This is a genomic window from Enterococcus ratti (assembly GCF_001886195.1).
Classification (GTDB): domain Bacteria; phylum Bacillota; class Bacilli; order Lactobacillales; family Enterococcaceae; genus Enterococcus_B; species Enterococcus_B ratti.
In genome coordinates this window covers 77,125-90,528 of record NZ_JXLB01000007.1, presented here as the reverse complement: position 1 = coordinate 90,528, position 13,404 = coordinate 77,125, and the positions used below count along the sequence as shown (strand labels likewise).

The 13,404-nt window shown below is 34.1% G+C and carries 16 protein-coding genes and 3 pseudogenes; 6 read left to right on the top strand and 13 right to left on the bottom strand.

What is annotated here, in order from left to right; translation table 11 throughout:
• Positions 1-7 precede the first annotated feature (7 nt).
• From eutA to RV14_RS04705, 4 genes are all read right to left on the bottom strand, one after another.
• Positions 8-1,432, bottom strand: a complete 1,425-nt coding sequence (gene eutA, locus RV14_RS04725) for an ethanolamine ammonia-lyase reactivating factor EutA (RefSeq protein WP_071855150.1) — start codon at positions 1,430-1,432, stop codon at positions 8-10.
• A 54-nt stretch (positions 1,433-1,486) separates the two neighbouring features.
• Complete coding sequence (locus RV14_RS04720) at positions 1,487-1,750, bottom strand: hypothetical protein (protein ID WP_071855149.1); 264 nt, start codon at positions 1,748-1,750, stop codon at positions 1,487-1,489.
• Positions 1,751-1,855: 105 nt separating this feature from the next.
• Positions 1,856-2,137, bottom strand: a complete 282-nt coding sequence (locus tag RV14_RS04715; RefSeq protein WP_071855148.1) for a conjugal transfer protein TraF — start codon at positions 2,135-2,137, stop codon at positions 1,856-1,858.
• A gap of 726 nt (positions 2,138-2,863) precedes the next feature.
• Complete coding sequence (locus RV14_RS04705) at positions 2,864-3,160, bottom strand: hypothetical protein (RefSeq protein WP_071855147.1); 297 nt, start codon at positions 3,158-3,160, stop codon at positions 2,864-2,866.
• A 501-nt stretch (positions 3,161-3,661) separates the two neighbouring features.
• Between RV14_RS04705 and RV14_RS11875 the strand changes: the two are divergent.
• Positions 3,662-3,826, top strand: a pseudogene (locus tag RV14_RS11875) (DUF5067 domain-containing protein); the annotation flags it as partial.
• 39 nt (positions 3,827-3,865) lie between these two features.
• On the opposite strand, the pseudogene RV14_RS04700 reads toward RV14_RS11875, so the two are convergent.
• A pseudogene (locus RV14_RS04700) lies at positions 3,866-4,172 on the bottom strand (phage terminase small subunit-related protein); the annotation flags it as partial.
• A gap of 919 nt (positions 4,173-5,091) precedes the next feature.
• Here RV14_RS04700 and RV14_RS04695 point away from each other — a divergent pair.
• Positions 5,092-5,274, top strand: a complete 183-nt coding sequence (locus RV14_RS04695; protein WP_071855145.1) for a hypothetical protein — start codon at positions 5,092-5,094, stop codon at positions 5,272-5,274.
• A gap of 8 nt (positions 5,275-5,282) precedes the next feature.
• Positions 5,283-5,921, top strand: coding sequence for a hypothetical protein (locus RV14_RS04690; protein ID WP_071855144.1), 639 nt, complete (start codon positions 5,283-5,285; stop codon positions 5,919-5,921).
• Positions 5,922-6,266: 345 nt separating this feature from the next.
• Here the strand turns inward: RV14_RS04690 and RV14_RS12640 are convergent, their stop codons facing one another.
• From RV14_RS12640 to RV14_RS12620, 7 genes and pseudogenes are all read right to left on the bottom strand, one after another.
• Positions 6,267-6,572, bottom strand: a complete 306-nt coding sequence (locus tag RV14_RS12640) for a glycoside hydrolase family 25 domain-containing protein (protein WP_071855142.1) — start codon at positions 6,570-6,572, stop codon at positions 6,267-6,269.
• A gap of 2 nt (positions 6,573-6,574) precedes the next feature.
• Complete coding sequence (locus tag RV14_RS04675; RefSeq protein WP_167359840.1) at positions 6,575-6,697, bottom strand: phage holin; 123 nt, start codon at positions 6,695-6,697, stop codon at positions 6,575-6,577.
• A 4-nt stretch (positions 6,698-6,701) separates the two neighbouring features.
• Positions 6,702-6,906, bottom strand: a pseudogene (locus tag RV14_RS13020) (hypothetical protein); the annotation flags it as partial.
• A 196-nt stretch (positions 6,907-7,102) separates the two neighbouring features.
• Positions 7,103-7,186, bottom strand: coding sequence for a putative holin-like toxin (locus RV14_RS12635; protein ID WP_281245795.1), 84 nt, complete (start codon positions 7,184-7,186; stop codon positions 7,103-7,105).
• A gap of 135 nt (positions 7,187-7,321) precedes the next feature.
• Complete coding sequence (locus RV14_RS12630) at positions 7,322-7,591, bottom strand: hypothetical protein (protein ID WP_245785465.1); 270 nt, start codon at positions 7,589-7,591, stop codon at positions 7,322-7,324.
• Between the two features lie 20 nt (positions 7,592-7,611).
• Entirely contained in the window at positions 7,612-7,965 is a 354-nt protein-coding gene (locus RV14_RS12625; RefSeq protein ID WP_245785464.1) for a hypothetical protein, read from the bottom strand.
• 65 nt (positions 7,966-8,030) lie between these two features.
• Positions 8,031-8,192 carry a hypothetical protein gene (locus tag RV14_RS12620; protein WP_245785463.1) on the bottom strand — a complete coding sequence of 54 codons (162 nt, stop codon included), beginning with the start codon at positions 8,190-8,192 and terminating at the stop codon, positions 8,031-8,033.
• Positions 8,193-8,461: 269 nt separating this feature from the next.
• Here RV14_RS12620 and RV14_RS04665 point away from each other — a divergent pair, with 269 nt between their 5' ends.
• On the top strand, positions 8,462-9,598 hold the full coding sequence (locus RV14_RS04665) for a tyrosine-type recombinase/integrase (protein WP_071855140.1): 1,137 nt from the start codon (positions 8,462-8,464) through the stop codon (positions 9,596-9,598).
• 93 nt (positions 9,599-9,691) lie between these two features.
• Here the strand turns inward: RV14_RS04665 and lepA are convergent, their stop codons facing one another.
• Positions 9,692-11,527 carry a translation elongation factor 4 gene (gene lepA, locus RV14_RS04660; protein ID WP_071855139.1) on the bottom strand — a complete coding sequence of 612 codons (1,836 nt, stop codon included), beginning with the start codon at positions 11,525-11,527 and terminating at the stop codon, positions 9,692-9,694.
• A 146-nt stretch (positions 11,528-11,673) separates the two neighbouring features.
• On the opposite strand from lepA, the gene RV14_RS04655 reads away from it, so the two are divergent.
• Positions 11,674-12,894 (top strand): GNAT family N-acetyltransferase, encoded by a 1,221-nt coding sequence (locus tag RV14_RS04655; RefSeq protein WP_071855138.1) that lies wholly within the window; start codon positions 11,674-11,676, stop codon positions 12,892-12,894.
• A 15-nt stretch (positions 12,895-12,909) separates the two neighbouring features.
• Positions 12,910-13,404 (top strand): nucleoside 2-deoxyribosyltransferase, encoded by a 495-nt coding sequence (locus tag RV14_RS04650; RefSeq protein WP_071855137.1) that lies wholly within the window; start codon positions 12,910-12,912, stop codon positions 13,402-13,404.

Here is a 13,404-nt window from a genome sequence, read left to right as displayed (position 1 = left end):
CACTCCCTTAATTAAATACTAATGTTTTCACAACGACTGGTAACACTGCGCCTTGAGCTACAGGTTGACCAATGTCAATGTAATCGCCATTTTCTACTTTAACTGAATCGATACAGATAAAAGGATAAGCGTGCGGCAAATAACTATGCAGCGCATGTCCCAAAGCTTTTGCCATATCCTCTTCTACCATGACAATTAGTGGAACATTTTCGCGAATTAATGCTGTTAAGCCGCTAACGATTCCTTCGCCGTAGCGTTGAATATCTGCAAAAGTAGGACTAAGCATGCCTTGCAGCGCCAACGCAATTTGCGGTGTTTCCTCCAAATGATGCCACGCAAGCTTTTCTTTAATCCGCTGTCCCATCAATTTTGCTTCTAGTTCTTCGTCTACTTGTGAAATTTTTAAAATTGGTAAGTTCTTAATAGGCAAAATTTTTTCATCATAAGCAATCGTACTCCCACTGATTTCTGCAGTATGCGAGCCGGCTCCAACGACTGTCGCGCGGATTGTCTCATTGCTTTGTAAGACTTCTTTTTCTGAAAATATACGTGATTTTCGCAGCGCAGCGCCCAATAATAACCCAATATCTCCGTATTTAAAATCTGCCAATGCTTCATCAACAAAACAGTCAGCCACTCCACCAGAAAAAGTCACAAGAGGAATTTCTTCTTTTAAACGCAGTCCATGATTTGTGATCAACAACTCATAGAATGGACTTTTTTCACCAATTCCAACGCTGTTTTCAAGTACTTTAACCAATTCATCAATTACAGGCTGTATGGAAGCTGCTGTTGCTTTTTCACCAAGCTTCACCGGTAAAGAAAGCTGCTGGATCATCTGCTTAATTTTTGGCGCAATGTAACAAATCGTTCCATTTTGAGCAAATTTTATTAAACGACCGCCAATATCAAAACAAGCCGTATCGCTTATTTCACCTTCTTTAAATACTGCTAAATTACTCGTACCACCTCCAATATCAAGATTTACTACCGAGGCATGTCGAGTCATTGAATAATTTTTTGCTCCCGCTCCTTTTCCAGCAATGATGCTTTCTAAATCAGGACCTGCCGTAGCGACGACAAAATCTCCGGCATAACCACTTAACGCTTGCAATACTTTGCTTGCATTGGCTTTTCGAGCCGTTTCTCCGGTAATGATCACTGCCCCCATTTGAATTTCTTTTTTATTGATTCCGGCCAATTGATATTGCTTGGAAACAAACGCTTTAATTGCTTCATCATCAATTTGCGTTTGACTCATCAAAGGAGTAAAAATAATTTCACTGCGATAAATGACTGTTTTATCCGTAATAGTGATTCTGGGAACTGAAAACGCAGAGGCAAAATTTTCGATCGTCAGTTTAGATAAGACTAACTGCGTAGTCGATGTACCTAAATCAATTCCTACTGTTAGAATTTTTTCTTTTCCCATTCTTTTTTCCTTTCTGTTAATAAAAAAATGCTTAAAGATAGCCTAGAATTTCTTCTACACTTCTTTAAGCAACATTTCTTTGGTCGCATCTTTACTCAAGAAATCTGGTTTTTCATTACTATACAAACTTTGTAATTCTAATTGAAGCTTGTTTAATGCTGTAGCTTGTTTATTTACAAGTAACTGTGTCTGTTCCACTTGTTTTTGTGTTTGAATATCTGCATACACTTTATAGCCAACTGAACCACCTACAGCTATGACTGCAATAGCAGTCACAAACAGCCGTCTTTGTTTTTTGTTCAATTTATTCCATTTCATTTTTAATCTCCTTGATAATAAATGACAAGAGCGACTAACACAAATGACTTTTTCAACAATAAATTTAAATTCTACTGACAGTTATTTAATGTATTGCTAGAATAATCATACCACACCAAGTAACTCATTAAAACGTTCTAAAAGATAGATTTCGACATCATAGTCTAATAACCATTCAATCTCTAATTCCCAAGCAGACCCTTTACCAGCAGCGTTATACATCATCCCTTGAAAATCTTGTGGTATCGCAATTAAACCATACTCTTTCGTATCCACGACAATAGCCGTAAATACCGTTTGATCAATCCCACAATTTCTAGTATGAGAAACGATCCTAACAATATCTCCATGTTGAAATTGCTCTTTTTCTGTTAATTCTCTTTTCAAAAATACCCCTCCTATAAATATATGACGTTATTTTAATAGGTTAATCTGACTTTTTAGACAATTCTGCTTTCGCAAGCTCCACAAAAGAAACTAATTGTTCTAGACGTTTCGATTTTCTTTCATATGCTTTTTTTGCTTCTTTAAACGAAAATTCTAAAAAAGGGAGTAGCTCATTGATTTTAATTATTTCTTTTTCACATTTTTTTACTTCTACATCAAGTGATCCACTGTAAGTAAAAACCTGTTTATTTTTCTCTTTTTTTTACTCTCAATTCTGCACCTCCAAAATAAAAATCTTTACTTGCCAATGGAAAATTTACAAATTTATCCATTAGTAAATAAAGATTTACTATTCAATACAAAAATTTATTATGCCTGTCGCTTGCCATGTGGTTACATTGTCCTTGTAAACAACTTGGTTACCCCACCAAAGTTTAGCGCAGTTATGAGTTTTGATAAAGGGTTGCATTGTCCTAAAGCTTGATTATCGAATTATCGAATCAGACAAATGTTTACTCGACCCTACACACAATAAAGTGTCTATTTTATTTAATTAGATGGTACACAAGATTACATTCCTCGTAGAAACTGTTTGAATTCACATTCAGGAATTTTATAACGTCTACGTATTTGCTCATTTTTCATATATTTTTTTAATCCAAGATATTTCTTTTTAGTGAGCTGTTTTGTATTTCCGTTATAATATTCTTCATATTCTCGAAGTTTTCAGAAAGGAATTTGGAGAATGTTCATGATTGCTTTTCGAGGTCTTTTACTCTCATACAATCGAATGAATCGTTGATAGTTACTTACCTGATAAGACTTTTTCAACTTTAACCAGCAAATATTGATTCGTCGAAATGTTTGTTTTTTTTGTTTTAGAAATTCTTGGGTTTTATACTTAGCAATCTGAAAAAGCTCTTGCTTAGAATCACCAATCGTTTCAATGACAAAAGAAAAACTTTCTAATGAATAATCATTTTTACAAACGATTGTTTCGACAGACCATTTAAAAATTTTCATGTCCTTTCCTCCATAAAAAAATACTTTAAAATGCACTAGTGATAGGGTTCTATCACCTTTGCACTTTAAAGTATAATCTGCCTTTCAAAAAAGAAAAAAACGGAACTTCACACAGTAAAATCCGTCTTTTTTCTATTCTATTACTTTTTCTTTTTTGATACTTCTCTTCTTACATTTAAGGTCAGTGTAAATCCTAATCCCCTTATAAATAATTATTTAATGGCTATTCTAAATTTTTATCTGAGCTTTCCTCTTACTGCTAGCAACAGTTTTCAAGTGTTAATCAGTAAATTTTTGATTTTATTGTCAATAGACGTTATGATTAACTAGAAACGATCATTGGAAAAACTATATTGAAGATGACCGTATTAAATTAAGCATAAATATTTCTCAATTCTCTAAATTTATATAGGCTTTCCGAAAATAAATGATTTTTAACTTGGCGACCATCACTGTCTGCCTTTAAGTGGGAATAAATTATCTATTCACTTGGGAGGAACTATGAAAAAAATTGTTGGTTTAGGTTTGATTTTGTTTTTTAGTATTGTATTAGGAGCTTGTGGAAATAAAGAACCAAAATCGGATACTCCACAGAAAACGACCACGGATACTTCTACTATGGTTAATTTAGAAAGTAACAGTTCTTCAAAAAAAAGTACACAAAACTAGACAGAAAGTGATACAACCTTTAAATATTGCGAGTTAAGGATCATCATTCAAACTAGAATAGATGTCCTTTTCTTCATCGCTTAGCGTCTCGAAAAATATAGATTCATCTTCTCCTATTTTCAAGGCATTTTTATTACCAAAAGGAGCGCCTCCTTGTTTAGTAACGTTACCATTAGGAAAAGTAACGTTACTTTTCAATTCAGTACTCCTTTGATCTTGCAATTTCCATTTTCTAATCTGAAACATTCAGTTCGGATACAATTTCTTTTAATTGCTTTTCTCCATTGGAATCTAACTAAATTTTCTTAGATTCGTCACGTCTTGAATCACGTTTTCTTGTTATTCAATACACACCACCTCACATTCTATTTAAGTTGAGGTTTGTTTTCTAATCTTCAATATCTTTTAACATCAAATCAGCTTCAATTAATATCTTTAAATCGAACCAGAAACGTTATCTACCATATTTTGATACAAGCAAGATAAAGCATTCTAAATGAGCTACTACTATGGATACTTACCACTTGTAACTAAAAAAATGAAAAAAGACACTATCGACAACTTTTCAAAGATGTCAATAGTGTCTTTTGATCATCTCCCATTTTAACGTGGGAGAAATGTGGGAAAAGTCAGCGCAAGGGTTTTAATGAATAGAGAAAAACCCTTATTACTTCTTCCCTTCATCCTCGTCCATTTTCAAAATAGCCATGAAGGCTTCTTTTCGCTATATTTATACTGTGTTATTCTCTAACAATTTGAAATAGTCTCTAAGCTTTTAGTGATAAGTACTCTAGAAGCTTTTTTTATCCCCTGCTATTCTAAGATGGACTCAAATCTACCGAGCTAACCTCAACTAGTGGTGGCAATCCGGTGGCATTTTTTTATTTATAGCTAGAATGTTGACTTATTATACTATGCATAGTATAATATGAATATAGTTAAGGAGGAGGTGAAATGTGTGAGACTTGATGAAATAGGAAAAGCCGTCGCTATCGTTTTAGGAATTCTTCAATCCGCTAAGATTCTGAAAGAACTACTAAAAGATGACAACGACGACTGATGAGAGAGCCGCAAGGCTTCTCTCCCTTTCCATCAGTTTATCACGTCAATTATGAAAAGAAAAGTATATCTTATCACTTTGCTGCTAGTTGTCTTTGTTGGTCTAGGATTGATGCTGTTCAATATTATTAACTGGTTGACCTACTTTATTATTCTGTTAGTTGTCGGCGCTTTGACACAAGTTGAAAAAAGGAGAAATCAAAATGACCAAAAAAAATAAGCAAACTGAAGCCAATAAGAAATGGCAAGAAAAAAACAAAGAGCACGCTAAGTATCTTAGCAATCGTTCACGCTCCCGATCGTTCATTAGGAACCAAGCTACCTTTGAAGATTTAGAGGAGCTGGAACAATTAATTGCAGAACGCAAAAAAGACCTCGCTCATTAATAATTAAATTGTATAGTAAGAGGAAAATTTATGAAAAAATTTATGCTTGGTATGAAAAAAAGCAAACCATTATAAGCTTATATATTGGATTTTTTAAGTTTATATTTGCAATTTTTGTTTTAATTTTGGGGTTTTCATTCAATAAAACTTATTATGAAGATATAACGTTAGAGTTTTACCCTATAAGCCAAAAGGAAAGAATCAGTGTTCATAATATTTTTGATGAAATAGATGTTAATTCAAATTCAAATATGATTGTACTGTTTTCTCCCGAAAATGTCCCTATGAAATTACAAATAATGCAATATAAAAAAATTGATGAAAAAAATTCTGAACTTATTTATAAGCCGACTGGCAAAGTAATTAGCGTAGAATCTGGTGATAATTTAAAAATTTCATATCTTGAAACAGAAGGAATTCCTATGTACCAGTTGCACGTATCCACTGAATTCGGAGAAGCAAATATATCATTAGCTTATAATGGTCGCTACGGTAATATTAATAAAACAAAAATCAAATCTGAACGTAAAATTATACCTTATTTTTTCAATAAGCTTTTTAAAAGTATTGGAATAATGATTGAGGAATCAAATTCATTTTTTGTTACATACCTCGTCATATCTCCACCACCCCCGTTTCCATCATAACTAGACTTATATGGAATGATGTTGTTTTCTTTTGGATTAGTAATTTATTCGCCATTTCATTCATCCCCCAGGAGATCAATAGCATTAATAGGAAAATAATTTTCAAAAAACTTTCCAGCTTCAAGAGAAGCGCTAATTCCCATTTCTCCATCACATTTCGAAGTAGTTGCCAATGATAAGCAAAAGTATTTATTTATCTTTTTATGAATTATCTTCTTAGAAATATGAAAAGTATAATCAAATGATATACTTTTTCCAATCAATTCGTAAGGAATTTCATATGCTATTTGTGATGCTAATTCACAGCCTGTGTGTGGATACAACGTAATAGAAATAAATAAACGATTATACTCTTTTTGAAAATTTTCGTCTGGAAAAAAACGTTCCTGAAACTTGTATATTTAAATCTTCACTACTTTGATTATACGAATCTGACAATTTCTGTAAATTTATTTTAAATTTCAATAAGCTAGCTTTAAAAAATGAACTATCAGGCTTATTAGCTTTTATGGCTTGTTGAACAAATTGATCGCAGTATTTGTCCACAAAATTACAGCCTGCTGATGCTTTAAACATATAAGCATCAGCAGGATAATCTACGACATTTTTTGAGCCATTTTTGTTTGATAAATCTACTATATTTAATGACATAGTTATTCCCCTTTCGGTTTTTCATAAGTTAAAGCTTGCTGACTATCTGAAAATCCTTTCGTTGTTGGATCGACAATATAGCCATATAAGGCAAATACCAACGCAAATAATTGTGCAGGATTCATCACGATATTTTTCACAATTTGCACAATGCCATTGTATATTCTGTTCGTTGAAATAGCCGTGACCACAATAAATCAGTTTGCAGCGATCAATCTCATGTGGAGTTGCTTCTCTCCTCATTTCAACGATGGAATACTTCTCACTCTGATGGATCATCTGCGTTCGGTTGAAGATATCTATTTGATAATGATACATACCAGTAGTTTTTCATGTACATTGCCTCCCCCAGACAAAATAAAAAGACCACTCAACGAGCGATCCTGATTGATTTTATTTTTCTTCATGCTATAATGAATATAGAAAAAGAACGTGTTGCTAACACGTCCCTTTGTAGAACCGTTAAAAAGACGTTGGCTTTTGATTAAATGTTTTGAACCATCTAACTCCCTGCCAAAGTGATTAGATGGTTATTTTTTGTTCTTGTAATCTGCAATAAGCAAGACTAACGTTGCAAATGCAATCATTAGCGACAATGCTTGATAAACAGACATGCCTACTCCCTTCTAGGGATCAAGCCACAAATCAACATAGGCGTCACCCCATTTCTATTGGGACTAGCCACCACTTTTCACTTTTCTACAAAAACTATTATAAAACAAGGCTCGTGCATTTGCTAGTTTTGTTTTTCATCTAGCATTTTCAGTTGTATGTTTATTATTAAGAATAAAGAAACGTATAAAGTCTCTTCCGAATTTTGATATAGTCAGTCTGTCTTTTGCTTTTAGCTTGATTTCGCTTTTTCTAGATAGACTTTTTAATTTAGCGTTTTTCTTTCCTGATAGAGCGACTAGAATACTTTCTGTTGAATTTCTAATTTCGCCAATTGCAATTTGAAGATTTTTTAAATCCTTTACTAGTTTTTCATCGTATTCGTTTTCTAATAGACCTATTCTCATTAAATTTTCTCGTACCGCAATTATTGATCATAGTTTATATCAAACGCCTCTAATAACTCTGTGTAGCTATTATATCCATCGATATCGTCAAGTGTATTAGTTTTATATGACAATTTAAGAACTGAAATATCTAAAATGGTCAATTTATCAAGGGTATCAAAATATAAGTATGCTACATCAAAAGATAGATTATCCAAGTTTAAAAATTCTGAATAACCATTGATCATAAATTCAATTTTTTCAGACTGATTAGTGGATTCAATTTTCCTCATAATCATTTCAAATATTTCATCTAAAATTTCTTTATTCTCCAAAGTCTGCTTTTCGAATTTTTCCTTTAATTCTTCATTTCTTTTATTAATAATTTGAACCATAACTTCTAAATTTCTTATTTTTTTATTCGTCCTGAATTCCGTTATAGCTCCACCAATACCAGGTATTAAATTAGCTCCATAATCAATATATCACCACCTTGCCTTGCAATTTCGTTTGTTAATAGGGGTAGTGCATTTTCTTTTAGAAAATCTTTTCCATGTTCGATCACTACTGACAAAACATTTTCAAATAAAAAATTTTTAGCTGCATCCAGTTTTTCACCCATGATCATTTCTCCTTTGCAAATTTATATTTAAAGGATAACTGATTATGTAAATAATAAAAAGACCACCTCGTTGAGATGATCAATTATGTAAAATCAGACGGCAGCTGTTGAAACCACATTTTATTTTTTTGTTGCTGCCGTCTGAAATGTAGAAAACTTGTTTATTTTATTTGCCGAATTCCTCTTCTTTCGATACTATCATACTAACACGTTAATATAGCGAAAAATCGCCATTATTCCGCCAAAAAACCGCGAAAGGTTAATAAATTATGCGCGGTGGAGTTAGAAAAAGAGGAAAACGTTGGTATTATTATTTTGAAGATATCAATGAAGATGGATCAAGAAAGAAAGTTGAAAAAGTCGGAGGAGATAGTCGAGAAGAAGCTGAAGCAGCTTTGCGTAAGGTTTTGATAGATATTGATGAAACTGGTCAATACTTTTTAGACACAGACACCCGAGTAAAAGAATACCTTGATTTCTGGATGGAAGAATATGTCAAATTGAACTTGAAATTCAACACATACGAAAATTATCGTTATACTATCAAAAATCATATCAATGGTTATTTGGGCAAGAAAAAGCTAACTAGCCTCTCTCCTGCTCTACTTCAAAACTTTATTAATGATGAGTTTAAAAAAGGTTACTCAAAGAAGACGATGACTATTACTCACTCTGTCCTTAAAAATGCCTTGAACATGGCTGTTTATCCGTGGGGGTTATTGAAACAAAATCCCATGCTATACGTTAAGATACCAAAATATGAAGATATTCCAACAACAAAAAAAGATTTAAAGATTATTACTATTGATGATTTCGAACGAATCCTTTCTATTACTCCCGAGGGACATCCTTTTTATATTCCTCTTAATATAGGATTTTATACCGGCATGCGTGTGGGAGAAGTTTGTGGACTTACTTGGGATAATATAGATTTTTCTGTTGGCACAATTACTGTAGAAAAACAGATGGTAAAGCAAGATAAAGAATGGATATATGGTACACCAAAGACTAAGAGTTCAAATAGAACGATCTTCATTGGACAAACGTTACAATCTATACTTAAAAAACATAAAAAACAGCAATTAGAAAATAGAAGGAAATATGGAAAATTTTACAATGAATCAAACGCAGTCTGTACGAAAGAAAATGGTGAGTTGGTTACACCAAGTGTTGTAAAATGGAATACTAGACGAATATCAAATGCCTTGTCTATCTCTTTCAATTTCCATTCTTTAAGACATACCCATGCTACCCTTCTTCTTGAAAATGGGGCAAAGATGAAGGAAATTTCTGAACGATTAGGTCACAGTAGAATTTCAATTACGATGGATACCTATTCTCATGTCACAAATAAGATGAGAAATGAAACAGTCGATATCATGGAGAATCTGAGAAGGAATTCTTAAGGTTTGCCACCGAAAAAAAACCACCGGTGGCAATCCGGTGGCAATTCCATGTAAATGCGGTATATTTTTTCAGGATTTTCAAACAAACCCTTATTACTTTTTCCCTTCATCCTCGTCCATTTTCAAAACAGCCATGAAGGCTTCTTGCGGGACTTCTACGCTGCCGATTTGTTTCATTCGTTTCTTTCCTTCTTTTTGCTTTTCAAGAAGTTTTCGTTTACGTGAGACATCACCACCGTAACATTTTGCTAATACGTTTTTACGCAATGCTTTAATGTCTGAACGAGCCACAATTTTTTGTCCAATTGCTGCTTGAACGGGTACTTCAAATTGTTGACGCGGAATTAGTTTTTTCAATTTTTCAACAATGGCTTTTCCACGTTCATAAGCAAAGTCTCGGTGAACGATAAAGCTTAGAGCATCGACTTTTTCGCCGTTTAACAAGATATCCATCTTTACTAGCTTGCTTTTTTGATAGCCAGACATTTCATAGTCAAGTGAAGCGTAGCCTTTCGTACTAGATTTTAATTTATCAAAGAAATCAAAGACGATTTCAGAAAGTGGAATGTTATAAACAACATTTACTCGATACTCATCTAAATAATCCATGGTAATAAATTCGCCACGTTTTCTTTGAGATAATTCCATGACTGCCCCCACGTAGTCATTCGGTACCATAATCTGAGCTTTTACAAATGGTTCTTCTACATCTTGAATCGTGACGGGTTCGGGAAAATCAGCTGGATTGTCTACAATTGCCAGAGATCCATCCGTTTTATTCACATGATAAATAACCGACGGAGCAGTCGTAATCAGTTCTAAGTTAAACTCTCGTTCCAAACGCTCTTGTACAACATCCATGTGCAAAAGGCCCAAAAACCCACAGCGAAAACCAAAACCTAACGCTTGAGAAGTTTCCGGTTCAAATTGCAATGCGGCATCATTTAATTGCAGCTTTTCTAAAGCTTCACGCAAATCGTTATAGCGAGAAGTATCAATGGGGTATAGCCCGCAATAAACCATTGGATTCATTTTACGATAACCCGGTAACGCTTCTTGTGCTGGATTATCAGCCAAAGTAACGGTATCTCCTACACGTGTATCTTGAACGGTTTTAATGCTTGCTGTAATATATCCTACGTCGCCGACCATCAAAACATCTCTTGTGACAGGTTTTGGTGAAAAAACACCTACTTCTGTCACGTCAAATGTTTTTCCATTGCTCATCAATTTGATTTTATCGCCGGGTTTAACCATACCGTCTGTAATTCTAACGTTTAAAACTACCCCTCGATAGCTATCATAAACAGAGTCAAAAATCAACGCTTTTAGAGGCGCTTCAATGTCTCCTGACGGCGCAGGAACATATTCAACAATTTGTTCAAGTATTTCTTCAATACCAATTCCAGCTTTTGCACTGGCTAAAACAGCTTCACTCGCATCAATCCCAATAACATCCTCAATTTCTTGACGTACTCGTTCAGGATCTGCTGCCGGCAGGTCAATTTTATTGATCACTGGTAAAATTTCAAGTTCATTATCCAAAGCTAAATACACATTGGCTAAAGTTTGAGCTTCAATTCCTTGTGCCGCATCGACAACTAACACTGCACCTTCACAAGCTGCCAAACTTCTTGATACTTCATAGGTAAAGTCGACATGCCCGGGCGTATCAATTAAATGGAAGATATAGGTCTCACCATTTTTAGCCGTATAGTTCAACTCAACCGCATTTAACTTAATCGTGATACCACGTTCACGCTCCAGATCCATTGAGTCTAATAGCTGATCTTGCATTTCCCGAGACGTCACAGTGTTCGTCTTTTCTAGAATACGATCGGCCAGCGTTGATTTACCATGGTCGATATGAGCAATGATCGAAAAATTTCGAATTTGCTCTTGGCGTTGCTTCATTTTTTTTATATCCATAGCGTCTCCTCTTTTCGTTTAATCAGCACTTTTTATTATATCAATGAAAAGAAGGAATTTAAAGACTTTTTACCTAGTCGGCTTTAGAAGTTTTTTTTAGCAATTTTTGTTATACTAGAAGCGAGTAAATAATTGGAGATGAAAGAATGAACCAAAAAGATTTTAAAAAAAATCTTGAACTAAAATCTGTAACTGAAAAAGATGTCGATCAATTTAATGCGTTATTGTCTTATGTTTTTCAAGTAACGGAAGCAGACATTGAAGAAAGTGGCTTTGAAAATAAGCGCGCCTTTATCCGCTCCAAGCGTCCGATCCTAGAATTATCTGAAGTATTTGGCTGGTTTCATGAAGAAAAATTAATTTCACAAATTGCAATTTATCCATGTGAAGTAAATATTCATGGTACGCCTTATAAAATGGGCGGTCTAACAGGAGTCGGCACCTATCCAGAATATGCAAATCACGGCTTGATGCAAGATTTAATCTTAGTGGCTTTAGACAATATGCGTAAAAAGAAACAATGGATTTCTTACTTATATCCATACAACATTCCTTACTATCGGCGTAAAGGCTGGGAAATCATGTCTGATAAATTGACGTTTAAAATTCGGGATACACAATTGCCAAAGCATGTACCTGTAAACGGTATGGTGAAGCGTTTGCCAGTCGATCATCTGGATGTCTATCAAGTATATCAAAAATTTACCGCCCAGAACCACGGTGCTTTGTTCCGCAGTCATTTTCACTGGGAAGAATATTGGCGGTTTGAAAATAAAGAAGAACGAACAGCGGCTATTTATTATACAAATGAACGTGAACCTATTGGTGTATTGTTTTACTGGGTAGCTGAAGAGATTTTTCACGTAAAAGAAATGTTTTACTTAAATCAAGAGGCACGCAATGGTTTATGGAATTTTATTTCTGCTCATTTTTCTATGGTCTATTGGATCCAAGGTGATATTTATAAACATGAACCGCTTGCTTTTTTAATTGAAGATAGTCAAATCAAAGAGCAAATTGAACCTTATTACATGGCAAGAATTGTTGATGTCAAAGAGTTTCTTAAACAATTTCCATTTGTTTCTGTGGCAAAACCTTTTCACTTTGTTGTCGAAGATCCCATTGCTTCATGGAACAACGGGATTTTTGGATTAATATGGGATAAAGAGGGACAATTGACAATTTTGCAAGAACCTGTAGGACAGCCTGTTTATTTATCCATTCAAACATTGACTTGTTTGATGATGAATTATCGGCGAGCTTCTTATCTTGCTCGGATTGAACGACTCAAAACAGATGAGGAAACACTAAAAACACTCGAATTGATACTTCCAACTATGGAAGCTTACTTCAGTGATTATTTCTAAAAAGGACGATGAAAAATGAAAATTTATTTTGCTGCTCCACTTTTTGCGAAAAGCGACTTTCTTTATAATGCAATGCTTGTGGAGAAAATCAGACGTATTTCAAAAAGTTTAGTGATTTATCTTCCACAAGAAAATGAAGCAATCAATGATAAAACAGCTTATGCAAACAGTAAAACGATTGCCTTAGCAGATACTGAACAAATACTTAAGAGCGACTTGATGATTGCCTTATTAGACGGGATAACAATTGATCCGGGAGTGGCTTCAGAAATTGGTGTGGCATACGCAAAAGAAATACCAATCATTGGACTTTATACGGATAGCCGGCAACAAGGTAGCACGAATCCTCAAAAAATTCAGGCCTTACAAGAAGTTGCAGAAAACCAATTCCATTATTTGAATCTTTATACTGTTGGATTAATTAAACAAAACGGAGTAGTTGTTTCAAATGAAGAGATATTGTATCGTGCTTTAAAAAATTATCTTATTGGAGGAACATTTGGTGACTAA

What these genes read in the sequence shown, in the direction of transcription:
- eutA (WP_071855150.1), bottom strand. Translation starts at nt 1,432, where the DNA reads ATGGGAAAAGAAAAAATTCTAACAGTAGGAATTGATTTAGGTACATCG.
- RV14_RS04720 (WP_071855149.1), bottom strand. Translation starts at nt 1,750, where the DNA reads ATGAAATGGAATAAATTGAACAAAAAACAAAGACGGCTGTTTGTGACT.
- RV14_RS04705 (WP_071855147.1), bottom strand. Translation starts at nt 3,160, where the DNA reads ATGAAAATTTTTAAATGGTCTGTCGAAACAATCGTTTGTAAAAATGAT.
- RV14_RS04695 (WP_071855145.1), top strand. Translation starts at nt 5,092, where the DNA reads ATGACCAAAAAAAATAAGCAAACTGAAGCCAATAAGAAATGGCAAGAA.
- RV14_RS12640 (WP_071855142.1), bottom strand. Translation starts at nt 6,572, where the DNA reads ATGTCATTAAATATAGTAGATTTATCAAACAAAAATGGCTCAAAAAAT.
- RV14_RS04675 (WP_167359840.1), bottom strand. Translation starts at nt 6,697, where the DNA reads ATGAATCCTGCACAATTATTTGCGTTGGTATTTGCCTTATATGGCTAT.
- RV14_RS12635 (WP_281245795.1), bottom strand. Translation starts at nt 7,186, where the DNA reads ATGTCTGTTTATCAAGCATTGTCGCTAATGATTGCATTTGCAACGTTA.
- RV14_RS12630 (WP_245785465.1), bottom strand. Translation starts at nt 7,591, where the DNA reads ATGAGAATAGGTCTATTAGAAAACGAATACGATGAAAAACTAGTAAAG.
- RV14_RS12625 (WP_245785464.1), bottom strand. Translation starts at nt 7,965, where the DNA reads ATGGTTCAAATTATTAATAAAAGAAATGAAGAATTAAAGGAAAAATTC.
- RV14_RS12620 (WP_245785463.1), bottom strand. Translation starts at nt 8,192, where the DNA reads ATGGGTGAAAAACTGGATGCAGCTAAAAATTTTTTATTTGAAAATGTT.
- RV14_RS04665 (WP_071855140.1), top strand. Translation starts at nt 8,462, where the DNA reads ATGCGCGGTGGAGTTAGAAAAAGAGGAAAACGTTGGTATTATTATTTT.
- lepA (WP_071855139.1), bottom strand. Translation starts at nt 11,527, where the DNA reads ATGGATATAAAAAAAATGAAGCAACGCCAAGAGCAAATTCGAAATTTT.
- RV14_RS04655 (WP_071855138.1), top strand. Translation starts at nt 11,674, where the DNA reads ATGAACCAAAAAGATTTTAAAAAAAATCTTGAACTAAAATCTGTAACT.
- RV14_RS04650 (WP_071855137.1), top strand. Translation starts at nt 12,910, where the DNA reads ATGAAAATTTATTTTGCTGCTCCACTTTTTGCGAAAAGCGACTTTCTT.